The following is a 16792-nucleotide window of genomic DNA, read 5'->3' as shown; positions in this document are numbered from 1 at the left end:
CTTGCCTACCCCTTCGCCAATCTCCAGCTCCGCACCTCGAACGGACGCAACTCGGCGCCCTCGCCGCGCTCCATCGGCTCCTCGAGGATGCTCAGCGCGGCCGATACGGCCCAACCTTCCGGAGCCTTCACGGCGAAATCGCCGCGCCGCCCCGACGGCTCGTACACCCTGAGGATCAGCCCGTTGCCGTCCTCGGCCGGCTTGAGGCCGGAAAGCGCAGCCGGGATACCGTCGATGCCGATCGGCTCGTAGTGGACCGAGGCGACGCCGCTGGCGGTGGCGGCCAGCATAGGCTGGTTGAGGTCCTCGGCTTCCTCGCGTACCCGGCCTTCGTGCCAGTCGCCGGCATGCGGATAGAGCGCGTAGGTGAAGCGCTGCCCGCCTTCATCCGCCAGCGGATCGGGATAGACCGGCGAACGCACGAGGCTCAGGCCCAGCACGTTGCCCTTGGCGCTGTGGCCATACTTGGCGTCGTTGAGCAGCGCAACGCCGAAACCGGGCTCGCTCATGTCGAGGAAGCGGTGGCCCGGCACTTCGAACTGCGCCTGGTCCCACGACGTGTTTTCGTGCGTGGTGCGTCGGACGACTCCGTTCGCATGCTCGAAGGTGGCGTGCGTGGTGCGCACTGAAACCGGCGTGATCGTGCGCAGCAGGCAGTGGCGGTCGTGCCAGTCGATTTCGGTCGCGATGTCGAGCCGCACGCCATTGGCTTCGAGCAGATAGGTCTGCGTGACCGTCGAGGCGCGGAAGCGGCGAACGACCCGCACGGCGACGAGTGTCGGCGTGTTCTCGACCACCTTGATGCTCTCGGGCTGGGTCAGCTCTACGCCCTTCCTGGCGTAGTCTTCCTCGATATCCCAGGCGTCCCAATCGCGGGGCTTGTCCGATGGATAGACCCAGAGCTGGTTGCCGCGCCCGTCCAGCGCCTCGCGGCCGGTAGCCTTGTGAATAAGGCTGGTGACCGTACCGTCGGCATCAATCGTCGCGCGAATATGCGCGTTCTCGAGATGGCTCTCACTGACCGAGAGACCATCGAGTGGCGCCAGTTCTGAGCGCAGGAACACCTTGATGCCGAGCGGCGCCATCACATCCGGGCTCGAGAAATGCGTGCCATCCGACAGCGTGACGCGCACCGGCCGACGGCTGAGCGAGGGGTTCACCACGATCACCGCATCGGACACGTCGCCATCCGGGATCAGGTTGACGATAGACGACAGGGCCATCTGCTGGCGTGCCACGGCGCGGCCTACGGCGTCGTTCAGCTCGCGCTCCGCATCGTCGTAGACTTCAGCGATCGACGAGCCCGGCAGGATGTCGTGGAACTCGTTCTTCAGCACCATGCGCCAGATATGCTCGAGGCTCTCCGGCTGCTCACCGCCGAGCAGTGCCGCGAGAGAACCCAGCGTTTCGGCCGTGATCAGGGCCCGCTCCGCCTGCCGGTGCGCCTTCTTGGTTGCGCTCTGCGTGGTGAGCGTAGCGCGGTGAAGCTCGAGATAGATGTCGCCCTGCCAGACCGGGAGCTTTTTGGCCTTGCCGGTATCGTGCGCACCAGCGAAGAAATCCTCGACGCGACTCCAGCGTGCCTTAGGCAGCACCGGGAAATCGCGCAGCGCCATTTCGCGCTCGACATATTCCGGCGTCACGCCGCCACCACCATCGCCATAGCCCACGGCGAGCAGCGAGGTAGGATGGACCGCCTTCTGCTTGAAGTTGAGCCAGGTCTTGTAGATCGACAGCGGGTTCACCGCGCCGTTATAGCCGTGCCACGGGTTGTTGAACGTGTGGGTGAGGACGCGCGAGCCATCGATCCCCTCCCACCAGAACAGGTCCGCCGGGATGGTGTTGGTGTCGTTCCAATTCACCTTGATGGTGAAGAACGAGTCGATGCCGCCCTGCTTCAGCAGCTGCGGCAGGCCGCCGGAGAAACCAAAGCAGTCGGGCAGCCAGCACACCCGGTGACGCACGCCGAACTTCTGCTCGAAATAGCGTTGGCCGTAGAGGATCTGGCGCGTGAGGCTTTCGCCCGTCGGCATGTTGGTGTCGGGCTCGACCCACATGCCGCCCACCGTCTCCCACCCGCCGGCCGCGACCTTGGCCTTGATGCGCTCGAACAAGGCCGGATCGTCCTCTTCGATCTGGCTGTAGTACTGCGCCGTCGACTGGTTGAAGCGGAAGCCGGATTGGGCGATGTACTCGTTGCTGCCCTCCATCAGCGACAGCGCGGTCGAGAATGTGCGCCGCGTCTTGCGCTTGGTCTCGGAGTACGGCCAGAGCCAGGCGAGGTCGATATGGGCGTGGCCGGTGAGCGCGATCTCGCCCTGCTGCGGGAAGCGGCGCTGCAGGTCCTGCAGGCGGCCGACCAGCTTCTCGTCGGCTGCGACGACACTGGCGCGCTGCTCCTCGGTGAGCGCCGCCGGATTGTCCTTGAGCGGGGGCAGCTGCCAGATGCGCTGCTGCCCTCCCTGGGCGGCGAAGCGCGCGACATAGTCCTGTGTGCCTGATGGCCAGTCGAGAGCATAGAACGCCTGCTCGGCCGCTTCGATCAGGTGAGGCGTGACCTCGTGGCTGCGCAGCTGGTCGCAGAGCTCGTACACCAGCGCCAGCCGCATGCGCAGCCTGTGGACGGCCGTATCGAGCCAGTAGAGCCGCGCGCCCTTGAGATGCGGATCGCGCACCGGCTCGCCGAACGGCAGGCGCGGTACGGCCTCCGCCTCGATGCGGAACTCATGCGCGCGAACCGGGAAATCCTTGTGATAGGGGTCGTTGCCGAAAGGCTCGCTGCGATCGGCATAGACCAGCGTCGCCAGCGCCTCACCGCCAAGATCGAGGAACAGCCGCGCCTCTGCAATCGGCCAGTGCGACGGCACGGAGACCGAGGCCTCGAACTTCTGCACACCGTCGCGGCTTGGCCACGCTGCACCGAGCCCAATGGGGGCCCCGTTGAGCAGCCAGCCATCGACCTGCGCCGTCTCGCGCGCCAGCCAGAAGGTCAATTCGTCGAGCCGGACTTTCACCCGGTCCAGCCGCTGCGCGATCGACAGAGCCATCCGAAATCCCTTCATTGCAACGTTACAAAAGCGGCCGGACAAAATCACAACTGGCCGTTCGCCGCTAGGGGAGACCCGTAACGAAAAGCCCGGCTTCCACACCGCGGAAGCCGGGCCCGTGCAAGGTTCACGCTGACGGGGCCGCTAGGCCTTGTTCTTGTTGTAGAGATCGAAGAACACCGCGGCGAGCAGCACCACGCCCTTGATCATCTGCTGCAGGTCGATGTTGATGCCCATGATCGACATGCCGTTGTTCAGCACGCCCATGATGAACGCACCGATCACCGCACCGGCGACCTGGCCGACACCGCCCAGCGCGGAGGCGCCGCCGATGAACACGGCGGCGATCACGTCGAGCTCGAGACCCTGCCCCGCCTTCGGCGTCGCCGAATTGAGGCGGGCGGCATAGATCATGCCGGCCAGTGCAGCCAGCGCGCCCATGATGGCGAAGATGTAGAACGTCAGCCGCTCGGTCTTGATGCCTGAAAGCGCCGCAGCCTTGGGATTGCCGCCGATGGCGTAGATGCGACGGCCGAAGGTCAGCCGCTTGGTAAGGAACACGAACCCGGCAATGAGCACACCCATCACCACCAGCACGTTCGGCAGACCCTTGTAGGACGCCAGCATGTAGGTGAAGAACAGCACGAGCGCGGCGATCACGATGTTCTTGGCGGCAAAGAGCGCAAACGGCTCCGATTCATAGCCGCGCGACGTGCGGCGGGCTCGACCGCGGATAGAGAACAGCACCATCGCGACGACGGCGACGATGCCGATTGCGAGAGTCGCCCCGTGCAAGACCAACTGCTGCACGCCGTCGCCAGCCGGAATGAGAGTAATCGGGCCGACGAAATCCGGAATGAAACCTGCGGAAAGCAGCTGGAACTCTGCCGGGAATGGACCGACCGACTGGCCGGCGAGAATGCTGAGCGACAGGCCCTTGAAGATCAGCATGCCGGCGAGCGTCACGATGAAGCTCGGGATGCGGTAATAGGCGATCAGGTAGCCCTGAGCCGCCCCGATCGCGGCGCCGACAAGCAGGCAGATGAGGCCCGCGACGAACGGATTGGCGAGGAATGCCAGCTCGGGCGGCAGGACGGCTTTCCAGCCGATCATCAGCATGGCCGCCAGCGCGCCGATGAAGCCCGACACCGACCCGACACTGAGGTCGATATGGCCGGCAACGATCACCAGCAGCATGCCGAGCGCCATCACGATGATGTAGCTGTTCTGAAGAATGATGTTGGTGAGGTTCAGCGGCTTGAACAGCACGCCGCCCGTCGTCCACTGGAAGAACAGCATGATGAGGATGAGGACGAGCAGCAGGCCGTATTCGCGGAGGTTGGCCTGCAATGCGCCCCAGATGGACAGGCGCTGCGGAGCGCCGGCTTCTGCCGTGCCTGCGGCCTGCGGAGCGATATCGGTCGTCATGATGCTACTTTCCCTTCGGCGCGCACGATGGCGCGCATGATCTTTTCCTGGCTCGCTTCGGCGGTCGGCATTTCTCCGACGAGCCGGCCCTCGTTCATCACGTAGACGCGGTCGGTGATGCCGAGCAGCTCCGGCATCTCCGAGGAGATGACGAGGATGGCTTTGCCCTGTGCGGCGAGCTGGTTGATGATGCTGTAGATTTCGTATTTGGCGCCGACGTCGATGCCGCGCGTCGGCTCATCGAGGATGAGAACCTCGGGGTTGGCGAACAGCCACTTGGACAGCACGACCTTCTGCTGGTTGCCGCCCGACAGGTTGCCCACCGTCTGATAGACGCTCGAAGACCGGATGTTGGTCTTCTTGCGATAATCGTTGGCGACGTCGAGTTCCTTGAGGTCATCGATCACGCCCCAGCGCGACACGCCGACGAGGTTGGCGAGCGTGGTGTTGTGCTTGATATGGTCGATGAGGTTCAGCCCGAAGGTCTTGCGGTCCTCGGTGGCATAGGCGATGCCGTGAGACACCGCCTTCTCGACGGTCGAGGTGTCGACCTTCTTGCCGTGCAGCAGCACGTCACCGGTGACCTTGACGCCGTAGGACTTGCCGAACAGGCTCATCGCGAACTCGGTGCGGCCCGACCCCATGAGGCCGGCGATGCCGACGACTTCGCCCTTCCGGATGTTGAGGTCGATGCCTCTGATCACCTGCCGGTCGCGGTGCTGCGGGTGGTAGACCGACCAGTTCTTCACCTCGAACACGACCTCGCCGATGTTGGGCGTGCGCGCCGGATAGCGATCCTCGAGGGCACGGCCGACCATCGAGGTGATGATCCGGTCCTCGCTGATCTGGTCCTTGTTCAGCGTTTCGATCGTGTGGCCGTCGCGGATGACGGTGATCCGATCCGAGACCTTCGAGACTTCGTTGAGCTTGTGCGAGATCAGGATGCAGGAAATGCCCTGCGCCTTGAAGCCGAGCAGCAGGTTGAGCAGCGCCTCGCTGTCCTTTTCGGACAGGCTGGCGGTGGGCTCGTCGAGAATGAGGAGCTTCACTTCCTTGGACAGCGCCTTGGCGATCTCGACCAGCTGCTGCTTGCCCGTACCGATGTTGGTGACGAGCGTGTCCGGATCCTCCTTCAGCCCGACCTTCCGGAGCACGGCACGGGCGCCCTCGCGCGTCTCGTCCCAGTCGACGATCCCGGCATTGGCGCGCTCGTTGCCCAGGTAGATGTTCTCGGCGATCGACAGGAGCGGCACCAACGCCAGCTCCTGATGGATGATGACGATGCCCTTGTGCTCGCTGTCGCGGATCGAGCGAAAGTGGCATTCCTCGCCGTTGTAGATGATCTGGCCCTCGTAGGAGCCGTGCGGGTAGACGCCGGAAAGAACCTTCATCAGCGTCGACTTGCCGGCACCGTTCTCGCCGACAATGGCGTGAATCTCACCGGCCCTTACGTCCAGGTTGACGTTCTGGAGCGCCTTCACACCAGGAAAGGTCTTGGTGATGTCGCGCATCTGCAAGATTACGTCGCGCATCTCCAGGATGGTGTCTGTCATGGGCGGCCTTCTGGTTGGACCGGTCGCCGTTCGGCGCCTCGGACCGGATTTTACTTGAGGGGATAGAACGCGGAAAGGGCCTCGCTGGTGAGCGAGGCCCCTCCTAAGGCATCGACCTTACTGGAGGTCGGATTCCTTGATGTAGCCCGAGTCGACGACGAGGGCCTTGTAGTTGGTGGCATCGACGTCATGCGGGACGAGCAGGATCGACGGCACGACCTTCACACCGTTGTTGTAGGTGGTGGTGTCGAGGCCTTCCGGCGTGCCACCGCTGATGACGGTGTCAACGAGGGCGGCAGTGGTTGCGGCCAGTTCACGGGTGTCCTTGAACACGGTCGAGTACTGCTCGCCGGCGATGATCGCCTTGACCGACGGGGTCTCGGCGTCCTGGCCAGTGACGATCGGCCACGGCTGGTCGGCCGAGCCATAGCCCACGCCGCGCAGCGACGAGATGATGCCGCGGCTGAGGCCGTCGTACGGAGCCAGCACGCCGTCAACACGGCTGCCGTCCGAGTAGTTGGCCGACAGGATGTTGTCCATGCGGGCCTGCGCCACGGCGCCGTCCCAACGGAGCGTACCGACCTTGTCCATGCCGGTCTGGCCGGACTTGATCACGATGTCGCCCGAGTCGATGAGCGGCTGGAGGACGCTGAGCGCGCCGTCGTAGAAGAAGAAGGCGTTGTTGTCGTCCGGCGAACCGCCGAACAGCTCGACATTCCACGGCTTCGTGTTCGGGAAGCGCTCCTTGAGGCCCTTCACGAGCGAGTTGGCCTGGAGAACACCGACCTGGAAGTTGTCGAAGGTGGTGTAGTAGTCGACGTTGGCGCTGTCGCGGATCAGGCGGTCATAAGCGATGACCTTGATACCTGCGTCCGCTGCCTGCTGCAGCACGGCCGACAGGGTCGTGCCGTCGATCGAGGCGATGACGAGGGCCTTCACGCCCTTGGTCACCATGTTCTCGATCTGGGCGAGCTGGTTCGGGATATCGTCTTCCGCGTACTGCAGGTCGACGGTGTAGCCCTTGCCCTCGAGGGCGGCCTTCAGCGAGTCACCGTCCGAGATCCAACGGAGCGACGACTTGGTCGGCATCGCGATGCCGATGGCACCCTTGTCCTGGGCAAATGCCTGGCCGGCGAGCGCGATGGCGCCAACCGTAACGGCAGTCATAAGAAGCTTGAAAGCTTTCACTGGGTTTCCTCCCGGGTAAACCGTTGTGTTGCCGCGTCCGGCTTGACGGGCCGGCACGTGGGGAGGATGTCGATGGAAGGACGACGGTACGGGTGGGGCGCGTTAGCGCTCGCCGGGCCAGTTCTGCCTCCCTGCCCGCTTCTTGCTGGAGCGGGCCGCTCGTCCTCCAACGAGCGGCGCGGAACCTAGAGCAATCAGATATCTCTGTAAAGATCGCCGATCTTCTGGTCCCATCGGAATGCTTCCAGCTACATTCACGCTTGCCGCAATGCCTACCATACGAGTAGTTTCCGCCGCCAGGACGCACGGCACACGAGGGTCAACTCGGGGTCGAGGTGTAAGAAACGTGTCTGATATGTTGGGAGGGGCTATGACCATAACCGAAGGTGGGGTCGACCGATCGGGTTCGTCGACCGCGGCGGAAAGCGTCGCCAATCAACTCGCCGATTCCATCCTGCGTGACCTTACCCCCGGCCAGAGCATCCCCAGCGAAGCCGAGCTGGCCGCGAGCTACGAAGTCAGCCGCCTCACCATCCGCGAGGCCGTGAAAATGCTCGTCGGCCGCGGGCTGTTGCATATCGGCCGCGGCCGCCGCGCCGTGGTACGGGAGCCCGACAGTTCGGTGTTCGCCGGCATGCTGGTCTCGATCGTCCGCAACGACCCAAAGGGCCTCTTCGACCTGATCGAGCTGCGCATGGCGATCGAAACGCTGTCGGCCGGACTTGCCGCCAAGCGCGCCAGCCGCGCCGGCCTGCAGGCGATCGACGGCGCCATGGACAGCATGCGCCGCACCGCAGCAGAAGCAACCGGCGAGGATGCGGAGGCCGAGGCGCATTTCCACGAGGCCGACCTGCAGTTCCACGAGGCCGTCGCTATGGCGACCGGCAACCGGGTCATCGCCTTTATCTTCGAAGCCATGGCGCAGCCGTTGCGCGAGAGCTTCGTGATGAGCCGTCGCGGCCAGACGCTGCGCAACGCCGGTCGCGACGAGACCCTCTCGGCGCATCAGGCCATACTCGACGCCATCAAGGCCGGCGACCAGCGCGCGGCCGTGGACGCTATGCGCGCCCACCTCAAGAGCACGGAACTGGACATCCGCTCGCACGTGGCGAGCGGCAACGCCTCGACCTAGATCCAGCCAAGCTGCTTGTAGAAGCCCAGCGCGTCGTAATAGTCGGCCTGGTGCACGATCAGGCCGTCGCGGATCTCGAACACCGAGGCGCCAGGGAACCTGAAGCGCTTGTTGCTGGCCGCGGTGCCGTCGACCCAGGCTCCGGTGTTGGTGCCGGCAAACTCCCACTCGAACGCTACCCGTTCGCCCATGACGATCGGCGCACCGCGGATGCCCCAGGTCAGATCGGGTACCGCATTGATGAAGTTGGCGACGACATCGCTGGTCGCCGCCTCCTTGCCGACAACCGGCTCACCTACCGAGGCATCGAAATAGACGACATCGTCCGAAAAGTAGCGGGCGGCACGCTCGACACTGTGGAAGTTCCACGCCGCCAGGTAGCTGTAGACGATTGTGGCTCCGCCCTGCCCTTCGGCAGCGGATAGTTTGGCGATCGGCAACAGGGAAACACCAAGACCGGCTGTACCCAGGCCGGCCAGCAGCGAACGACGATCCATGACACCCTCCTCGTGTTGAGGCTGGCGGGCCTTTCGTAACGCTTCCCTCGTCCGTCAGCCGTGGTTGATCATGATGTGCCGCACCGCAGTATAGTCCTCCAGCGCGTAAACGCTCATATCTTTGCCGTAACCCGATTGCTTCAGGCCGCCATGCGGCATCTCGTTGACCAGCATGAAGTGCGTGTTGATCCAGGTGCAGCCGTATTGCAGCCGCGCCGCCGTCTGCATGGCCTTGTCGATGTCCTTGGTCCACACCGATGACGCGAGGCCGTAGTCGCTGTCATTGGCCCAGGCGATCGCATCTTCGGGCTCACTGAACCGGGTGACGGAGACCACCGGTCCGAAGACCTCGCGCCGCACGATCTCGTCGGTCTGCAGCGCCCCCGCGATCACCGTGGGCTCGTAGTAGAAGCCCTTGTCACCGGACGTGTGCCCGCCCGTCGCGATCTTGATGTGCGGTAGCTCGGATGCGCGCTCGACGAAGCTCGCCACTCGGTCGCGCTGGCGCTTCGAGATCAGCGGCCCGATCTCGTTCAGCGTATCGTCCTGCTGATTGTACTGGATCGAGGCTACGGCCGAGCTGAGGTCCGCCACCAGCTTGTCGTGGATTTTCGGCCCCGCGTACACGCGGCAGGCCGCGGTGCAGTCCTGTCCGGCATTGTAGTAGCCGAAAGCCTTGACGCCGTTGACCACGGCTTCGAGGTCGGCGTCGTCGTAGACGATCACCGGCGCCTTGCCGCCGAGCTCGAGATGCGTGCGCTTCACCGATTTGGCAGCTGCCTGCAGCACCTTCTTGCCGGTCGCCACGTCACCCGTGATCGAGATCATGTTGACCTTGGGGTGGTTGATCAGCGCGTTGCCGACACTGTCGCCGCGACCGAGCACGACATTGACCACGCCCTCGGGCAGGATGTCGGCCATGACCTTGGCCAGCTTCAGCGCCGTGAGCGGCGTCTGCTCGGATGGCTTGAACACCACCGTGTTGCCGCCCGCAATGGCCGGGGCGAGCTTCCACGCCATCATCATCAGCGGGTAGTTCCACGGTGCGATCGAGGCGACGATGCCGATTGGATCGCGACGGACCATCGACGTGTGGCCCGGCAGATATTCGCCCGCGATTGCGCCATGCATGTTGCGGACGGCGCCCGCGAAGAAGCGGTAGCAGTCAACGATCGCCGGGATCTCGTCGTTCTTCACCGCATTAATGGGCTTGCCGCAGTTCAGCGCTTCGAGCGCCGCGAAGGCATCGGCATCGTCCTCGATCGCCTGCGCGATACGGAGCAGGTAGTTCGAGCGCTGGCCGGGCGTGGTGCGCGACCACGTGGCGAACGCCTTCGAAGCCGCGTTGACGGCTGCATCGATCTGCTGCTCCGACGCTTCCGGGATCGCCTTGATCAGCGCACCCGTCCGGGGGTCAAGCACCTGCTCTTCGGTTTCCGTACCCGCTTCGAAGCGCGAGCCGATCAGCATTTCGGTGTTCATAGTCTCTCTCCCGAACGAGTTACTTGCCCATGCCGGCGACGCTCTGTTCGCCGCCGCGGCTGAAATAGAAGGCTGCGAGGATTGGCAGCAGGGTTACGATCACCACCACCATGGCGACGACATTGGTCACCGGGCGCTGGCGCGGCCGCACCAGTTCCTCGAGCATCCAGATCGGCAGCGTCTGCTGCTGGCCGGCAGTGAAGGTGGTGACGATGACTTCGTCGAAGCTGAGCGCGAAGGCCAGCATGCCGCCTGCCAGCAGCGCCGTGCCGAGGTTGGGCAGGATGATGTGGCGGAAGGTCTGGAACTTGTCGGCGCCGAGGTCCATCGCCGCCTCGATCATCGAGCCGGAGGTCCGCCGGAAGCGGGCGACGGCGTTGTTGTAGACGACGACGATGCAGAAGGTCGCGTGGCCGAGGACGATCGTCCAGAACGAGAACGGGATATCCATCAGGCTGAACGCCGACCGCAGCGAGATACCGGTGATGATACCCGGCAGCGCGATCGGCAGGATCACCAGCAACGAGATGGTCTCCCGACCGAAGAACTTCGAGCCTGAGACGGCTGCCGCGCAAAGCGTCCCCAGCACCAGCGCTATTGCTGTGGAGATGGCCGCGACCTGCACCGAAAGCGTCAGCGCCTGCCACACGTCCGCGCGGTTCCAGGTGACCTCGAACCACTTGAGCGTCAGCCCCGGCGGCGGCCACTGGTAGGTCCGCTCTTCCGACGAGAAGGCGTAGAGGAAGATCAGCGCGATCGGCGCGAGCAGGAAGAACAGGCCTGCCCCGGCGGCGAACTTCAGGCCCCATGGTGCGCGGTTGGCATCAGAGCGCATCGAATGCCCCCATGCGCCGGGCCAGCCACAGATAGATGCCCATGATCACGATCGGCACCACGGTAAAGGCCGCGGCAAGCGGGATGTTGCCTGCTGTGCCCTGATGCGAGTAGACCGCCTGGCCGATAAAAAACGCTGACGTGCCAATGATCTGCGGGATGATGTAATCACCCAGCGTGAGCGAGAAGGTGAAGATCGAGCCCGCGACGATACCCGGCAGCGCCAGCGGGAATATCACCTTCCAGAACGTCTGCATCGGCGTTGCACCGAGGTCGGCTGAGGCGTCGGTGAGATTGGTCGGGACGCGTTCGATCGCCGCCTGGATCGGCAGGATCATGTAAGGCATCCAGACATACAGAAAGACGAGAAAAGTGCCGGTGTAGCTGATCGACAGCGAGTTACCGCCGATCACCGGCAAGCTCAGCCACGCATCGAGCAGCCAGGTCAGGTGCAGCTGTTCGAACACCCAGTTGAGGATGCCTTCCTTGGCGAGGATCAGCTTCCACGCATAGACCTTGACCAGATAGCTGGCCCAAAGCGGCAGCATGATCCCCAGGTAGAACACGGCTTTCCACCCGCCCTTGGCGTACCGGGCGGCCATGTAGGCGATCGGGAACGCGACGATGGCGGACGCGACTGTCACCGCCGCGGCCATGGTCACGGTGCGCAGGATCACATCGAGGTTCTGCGGCCGGAACAGCTCGGCATAGGTCTTGAGTGTGAACTCGTAGTTGATGAGCCCGGAGAACTCGTCGATCGAGAAGAAGCTCTGCAACAGCAGTGCGAACAGCGAGCCGATATAGACGATGCCGAGCCAGAGCAGCGCCGGCGTCAGCAGCAGGAAGACGAACAGCTTCGGCTGGCGCCAGAACGCGTCGCTCAGCGCGCCGAGCAGGCCGCGCCGGTTGGGCAGGATCGCGCCGGAAGCGGTCGCGGCCACCGCGCTCATCCCTCGGACTCCATAAGATGCAGTGCATCCTTGGCGAAGCCGAGGGTGACGGTTTCGCCTTCCACCGGATTGTCGTCGGCGGATGGGACTACGGCGTGCAGCAACGTGCCCCTGAGGTCGATGCCGAGGCGCGTGGTCGCGCCGAGATAAGAGCGCGACGTGACCTTGCCGCTGAGCGTCGACAACCCGCTGCCGGCGCGAATGACGTGGATGGCCTCCGGCCGCAGGGAGGCCCACCGGCGCTCGCCGACGATATTGTGGACGAAGTCCGGTGCCAGGATATTGGACGAGCCGACGAAGTCGGCGACGAAGCGTGTGTTGGGGCGCCGGTAGATTTCCTCGGGCGTCCCGACCTGCATCAGGCGGCCGAAGTTGAAAACCGCCACCCGGTCGGCCATCGACAGGGCCTCGCCCTGGTCGTGCGTGACGAGGATGAAGGTGATGCCGAGGGTCCTCTGCAGGGCCTTGAGCTCTTCCTGCATCTGTTCGCGCAGCTTGAGATCGAGGGCGCCGAGCGGCTCGTCGAGCAACAGCACCTTGGGCTTGTTGACGATGGCGCGCGCCAGCGCCACGCGTTGTCGCTGCCCGCCGGAGAGCTGTCCCGGCTTGCGGTCGCCGTAGCCACCGAGCTTGACCAGCTCGAGCGCCGCGTCCGCCTCGCGGGCGCGGCTGGCCTTGTCGACCTTGCGCAGCATCAGCGAGAACTCAACGTTCTCCCGCACGTTCATGTGCGGGAACAGTGCGTAGTCCTGGAACACGGTGTTCACGTTGCGCCTGTAAGGCGGCACGCCCTCGACCGCATCACCGAAGATGTGAATGCGCCCGATGGTTGGCTGCTCGAAGCCGGCAATCAGCCGGAGGCAAGTGGTCTTGCCCGAGCCCGATGGGCCGAGCATGGCGAAGAACTCGCCTTCCCCCACTTCGAGGTCGACCTGATCGAGGGCCTTCACCGCGCCGAAATGGCGCGAGACCTGCTGGAGAGATACGGCTGCGGTCATTTCTTCACTTGCTGTATGTCCACGGGCACCCCCGCGAAGCTGCGGCGAGTCATCCGAGCCCACCACGTGCGTAGCCTCCGCGCTTCGCGGGAGTGACACCGGGGACGGAAGCGGGACAGGCCAAGCCGCCCCGCCCCTTTCGCATCAGCGTCCGCCGATCACTCCGACATAGTCGGAGACCCAGCGATAATAGGGCACGCATTCGCCCGCCTCGCACTTGGCCGTCGGGGTACGCCAGAACCGGATCTTGTCGAAGTTGTCGTAGCCATTGGCCGAGCAGCCTTCGTCGGTCAGCAACTCATTGCCCTTGCAGGCCGCGGGAACGGATGGAACCGTGCCGAACCAGGCCGACACATCGCCCTGCACCTTGGGTGAGAGCGAGTGCTCCATCCACATATAGGCGCAGTTCGGATGCGCGCTCTCGGCATGCAGCATGGTCGTATCGGCCCAGCCGGTGATGCCTTCCTCGGGGAAGGTGGACTCCACTTTCGCGCCTTCGGCCTTCAAGACGTTGACCATGAACGGCCAGGACGAAGAGGCGACGACGCCCTCGTTCTTGAAATCGTCCATCTGGATGAAGGCGTCATGCCAGTAGCGGCCGACCAGCGTGCGCTGCACGCGGAGCAGATCGAGCGCCGCCTTGTACTGATCCTCGTTGAGCGCATAGGGGTCGGTGATCCCCAGCTCGGGCTTGTGCGCCATCAGGTAGAGGGCGGCGTCGGCCACGTAGATCGGGCCGTCATAGGCCTGGACGCGCCCCTTGTTGGACTTGCCGTCGGGGAGAGTCGTCTCCTCGAACACCACGTTCCAGCTGGTCGGCGGCTTATCGCCAAACACGTCGGTGTTGTACATCAGGACGTTGGCGCCCCAGACGTACGGCGTGCCGTAGTGGTTGCCGTCGACCGTGTGCCAGGCGGCATTTTGCAGCCGCTCGTCGATGGTCGACCATGACGGGATCAGCGCCGTGTTGATCGGTTGAACGCGCTTGCCGGCAATGAGGCGGAGCGAGGCGTCGCCCGAGGCGGTGACGAGGTCGAAGCCGCCTTCGTTCATCAGCGCCACCATTTCGTCCGAGGTGTTGGCGGTCTTGACGGTGACCTTGCAGCCGCTGTCGGCTTCGAACTTGGTCACCCAGTCATAGGCCGGATCGGTCTCGCCGCGTTCGATATAGCCTGCCCAGGCGACGATCGAGACTTCGCCCTCACCGGCGCCAAGTGTCTGCAGCATTTCCTGTGCAGCCACCTGACCCGTGAAGGTCGCAACCATGGTCAAGGCCGTGCATGTCTTGAGGATGGATTTCATCGGATTCTCCCTGATCAGGCCGCGCTCCCAAATGCGCATCCGGCCCTTGCATGGGACGTTATCGAACGGGGTAACATTCGCAAATTCATTCGACCGTGGGGAGATATCGGAGTTTCCGATACCATAGTGTCGCAGAGTGACAAGTTCGGTATCGCTCGATCGATCGCGAACTAGAAATCTTATCCCCGCACGTTCCAACCGGCTATATCGTCAACCCGTCCTCGCACTGGGCGGCGTTCGCGACGAACGAACGGTGCGCGGGTATCGGAAGTCACGACAGTCGTGTCGTGACGGGTTTGTGGGACCGACAACCAACCACCCATTCAGGCTCCGACACAGTAATGTGGACGAGAGGAGAGATGGGGGCATGCTCCTTGGATCCCCCAGATCTAACGCATTTCCGATCCAGACCGGCGCGGCGACGGCCGTTTCATTTGCGGACTAACCGCGTGGCCTGAAACCGCGCCGGTCACCGTCCTGCTCTTTGACATCCTCCGAGGCCCGTGGCCGCCGGATGCATCAGTGTGCTCACCGTTCCGCCGGAGCACGTGTGCGCGAAAGATGCTGCTGTTGCGCCAGCCCGATGAAGTCGCGGGCCGCCTGCGTCAGCTGGCTGCCGCGACGCCAGACCATGCCCACCTGCACCACCGGTAGGGCGCCGGACACATCACGGCTCTCGATCCGGTCGCCTTCGAGCGACCACGGCCGGTACACGAGGTCGGGCAATAGCGAAATGCCGGCGCCTGTGGCGACGAGACTGCGGACGGCCTCGACCGAACGGGTGCGAAAGGCCACATGCGGCCGGACGCTGAAGGCGGCGAGCAGTTTCCCGGTATTCTCCTCCGTCTCGTCGACCGTGAGCATGATCAGCGGCTCGGTCACGATATCGGAGACGGCGATGATGTCGGCGCTGGCGAGGCGATGCCCGAGTGGCAGCCACAACCGGTAGGGCGAGGTCTCGAAAATCTCCGCCTGCAGCGCAACGCGGTCGCGGAGGTTCGAGATCACCATCACCGCGACGTCCAGTTCGCCGCCAATCAGCAGGTGCTCGAGATAGTCGCCATTATCCTCGATGGCCGAGACGTTGACGTGCGGATAGGCGCGGCGGTAGCGGGCGAGGAGGTCCGACAGCACATAGCCGGCAACGAGCGAGGTCACGCCAAGCTGGAGCTTCCCCTGTTCCGGCTCATCGTCCTGCGCAAAGGTCCGCCGCGCATCGGAGACCCCAGCGAGGATGCGGGTGGCGTGGCGGTAGAACTGGTGGCCCTTGTGGGTGATGGTCAGCCCGCGCCGGTGCCGCTCGAACAGAGTGACGCCGAGATCGCTCTCGAGATCCTTGATCGCATCGGTCACGGCTGATTGGCTGATCGACAGCGACTGTGCCGCCCCGGAGACCGTTCCCTCCTCGGCAACCGAAATGAAATACTGCAGCTGCCGCAAGGTGAACGCCATGGCGCACTTAAGCATTGGCAGCGGGCCTGCTCAATCGCTATGGGAGGATGAAAGGAGCCCATCATGTCGAGCCGCGCACATACCCTCGCTGCCATGGAACGCCGCGTCCGCCGGCTGGGCCGCCCCTTCGGCGTGAGCCTGCTGGTGGCGCAGAAGCGCAACCCCAAGATCGAGGCGCATGGCGGCTACATGGTCCGCGACGACGAGACATCCGCGATCGTCTTCGGCAACGCCGGCTATGACTTCTCGGCATCCCTCGAGGAGGTCGAGGCCTTCCTCGAGGAATCACGCGAGGCGATGCACGCCGAGCGGAAGAAGAAGAAAAAGGGCTAGCGGGCCAACACGCGCCGGAACCACGCGCGCAAGCCACGCGCCCATTGCGATGCAGAGCGCCACGCCGCCGTTGCCTTCACCATCTCGATCGCGCGGTCACGAATGGCGAACAGCCAGCCAAGCAGCTTGGCGAACCATTCGATCCGCATCAGCGGTTGATACACGGCATGAAAGATGCGCTCGACCACCAGCAGCGACAGAATGTGCGCCATCAGAAGGGCGATGGTGCCAGAAATGATATGCCCCGTCCCTGCCCACCAGATGGCGACGACCTTCATAGGTTCGATGATGACGAACGGGATGCCCAGCGCCACCAGCGCGGCATAGGACGGCAGGCGGCCCAGCCATTCGCCGATGCGCTGGAACAGGCGCAGTCCTGTGAGCCAACGGATCAGCGGGTGGAACAGCGGGAACAGCAACTCGTCGAGCACGGTGTAGCCGACGACCGCGACGGCCACGATGAACCGCCCGACCACCCGGATTGCGCGCGTGAACAGGGCTTTGACTCGTCCGCTCATAGCTGCCCCTCACCCGATCCACGATGGCTAGCGGCACGACGCGTATGCCGCTATCGTCGCTTCGGGAAGTTTCTGTGC

14 protein-coding genes are annotated in these 16792 nt (G+C 64.1%); 2 read left to right on the top strand and 12 right to left on the bottom strand.

Annotation, left to right across the window (positions count from 1 at the left end):
* Positions 1-5: 5 nt before the first annotated feature.
* The 4 genes from ACOYW5_RS22305 to chvE all read right to left on the bottom strand — a co-directional run bounded on the left by ACOYW5_RS22305 (position 6) and on the right by chvE (position 7216).
* A complete protein-coding gene (locus tag ACOYW5_RS22305) occupies positions 6-3047 on the bottom strand; it encodes an alpha-mannosidase (protein ID WP_423067072.1) in 3042 nt (1013 codons plus the stop codon).
* A 144-nt stretch (positions 3048-3191) separates the two neighbouring features.
* The gene (gene mmsB, locus ACOYW5_RS22300) at positions 3192-4475 is read right to left on the bottom strand and encodes a multiple monosaccharide ABC transporter permease (RefSeq protein ID WP_423067071.1); all 1284 of its coding nucleotides are present in this window, start codon (positions 4473-4475) and stop codon (positions 3192-3194) included.
* Positions 4472-6007 carry a multiple monosaccharide ABC transporter ATP-binding protein gene (mmsA, locus tag ACOYW5_RS22295; protein ID WP_423069531.1) on the bottom strand — a complete coding sequence of 512 codons (1536 nt, stop codon included), beginning with the start codon at positions 6005-6007 and terminating at the stop codon, positions 4472-4474. The genes mmsB and mmsA overlap by 4 nt, the downstream gene beginning before the upstream one ends.
* 138 nt (positions 6008-6145) lie before the next feature.
* On the bottom strand, positions 6146-7216 hold the full coding sequence (gene chvE, locus ACOYW5_RS22290; RefSeq protein ID WP_423067070.1) for a multiple monosaccharide ABC transporter substrate-binding protein: 1071 nt from the start codon (positions 7214-7216) through the stop codon (positions 6146-6148).
* A gap of 370 nt (positions 7217-7586) precedes the next feature.
* Between chvE and ACOYW5_RS22285 the strand changes: the two genes are divergently transcribed.
* On the top strand, positions 7587-8348 hold the full coding sequence (locus ACOYW5_RS22285; RefSeq protein ID WP_423067069.1) for a FadR/GntR family transcriptional regulator: 762 nt from the start codon (positions 7587-7589) through the stop codon (positions 8346-8348).
* Here ACOYW5_RS22285 and ACOYW5_RS22280 read toward each other — a convergent pair.
* The 7 genes from ACOYW5_RS22280 to ACOYW5_RS22250 all read right to left on the bottom strand — a co-directional run bounded on the left by ACOYW5_RS22280 (position 8345) and on the right by ACOYW5_RS22250 (position 15863).
* The gene (locus tag ACOYW5_RS22280) at positions 8345-8845 is read right to left on the bottom strand and encodes an ester cyclase (protein WP_423067068.1); all 501 of its coding nucleotides are present in this window, start codon (positions 8843-8845) and stop codon (positions 8345-8347) included. The genes ACOYW5_RS22285 and ACOYW5_RS22280 overlap by 4 nt on opposite strands.
* A 54-nt stretch (positions 8846-8899) precedes the next feature.
* Positions 8900-10327 carry a gamma-aminobutyraldehyde dehydrogenase gene (locus ACOYW5_RS22275; RefSeq protein WP_423067067.1) on the bottom strand — a complete coding sequence of 476 codons (1428 nt, stop codon included), beginning with the start codon at positions 10325-10327 and terminating at the stop codon, positions 8900-8902.
* 19 nt (positions 10328-10346) lie between these two features.
* On the bottom strand, positions 10347-11162 hold the full coding sequence (locus ACOYW5_RS22270; RefSeq protein WP_423067066.1) for an ABC transporter permease: 816 nt from the start codon (positions 11160-11162) through the stop codon (positions 10347-10349).
* The gene (locus tag ACOYW5_RS22265) at positions 11152-12111 is read right to left on the bottom strand and encodes an ABC transporter permease (protein ID WP_423067065.1); all 960 of its coding nucleotides are present in this window, start codon (positions 12109-12111) and stop codon (positions 11152-11154) included. The genes ACOYW5_RS22270 and ACOYW5_RS22265 overlap by 11 nt, the downstream gene beginning before the upstream one ends.
* Positions 12108-13109, bottom strand: coding sequence for an ABC transporter ATP-binding protein (locus ACOYW5_RS22260; RefSeq protein WP_423067064.1), 1002 nt, complete (start codon positions 13107-13109; stop codon positions 12108-12110). Before ACOYW5_RS22260 ends, ACOYW5_RS22265 begins: the two co-directional genes overlap by 4 nt.
* 144 nt (positions 13110-13253) lie before the next feature.
* Positions 13254-14411: an ABC transporter substrate-binding protein gene (locus ACOYW5_RS22255; protein WP_423067063.1), complete on the bottom strand. Its 1158-nt coding sequence runs from the start codon at positions 14409-14411 to the stop codon at positions 13254-13256.
* Positions 14412-14939: 528 nt separating this feature from the next.
* The gene (locus tag ACOYW5_RS22250; RefSeq protein WP_423067062.1) at positions 14940-15863 is read right to left on the bottom strand and encodes a LysR substrate-binding domain-containing protein; all 924 of its coding nucleotides are present in this window, start codon (positions 15861-15863) and stop codon (positions 14940-14942) included.
* Positions 15864-15926: 63 nt separating this feature from the next.
* On the opposite strand from ACOYW5_RS22250, the gene ACOYW5_RS22245 reads away from it, so the two are divergent.
* The gene (locus ACOYW5_RS22245; protein WP_423067061.1) at positions 15927-16196 is read left to right on the top strand and encodes a hypothetical protein; all 270 of its coding nucleotides are present in this window, start codon (positions 15927-15929) and stop codon (positions 16194-16196) included.
* Here the strand turns inward: ACOYW5_RS22245 and ACOYW5_RS22240 are convergent.
* Complete coding sequence (locus tag ACOYW5_RS22240; protein WP_423067060.1) at positions 16193-16714, bottom strand: hypothetical protein; 522 nt, start codon at positions 16712-16714, stop codon at positions 16193-16195. The two genes, ACOYW5_RS22245 and ACOYW5_RS22240, sit on opposite strands and share 4 nt — an antisense overlap.
* Positions 16715-16792 lie beyond the last annotated feature (78 nt).

Origin of the sequence: Devosia sp. CN2-171 (assembly GCF_049354815.1) — a bacterium.
GTDB lineage: Bacteria > Pseudomonadota > Alphaproteobacteria > Rhizobiales > Devosiaceae > Devosia_A.
This window is presented reverse-complemented; position numbering and strand designations above follow the sequence as displayed.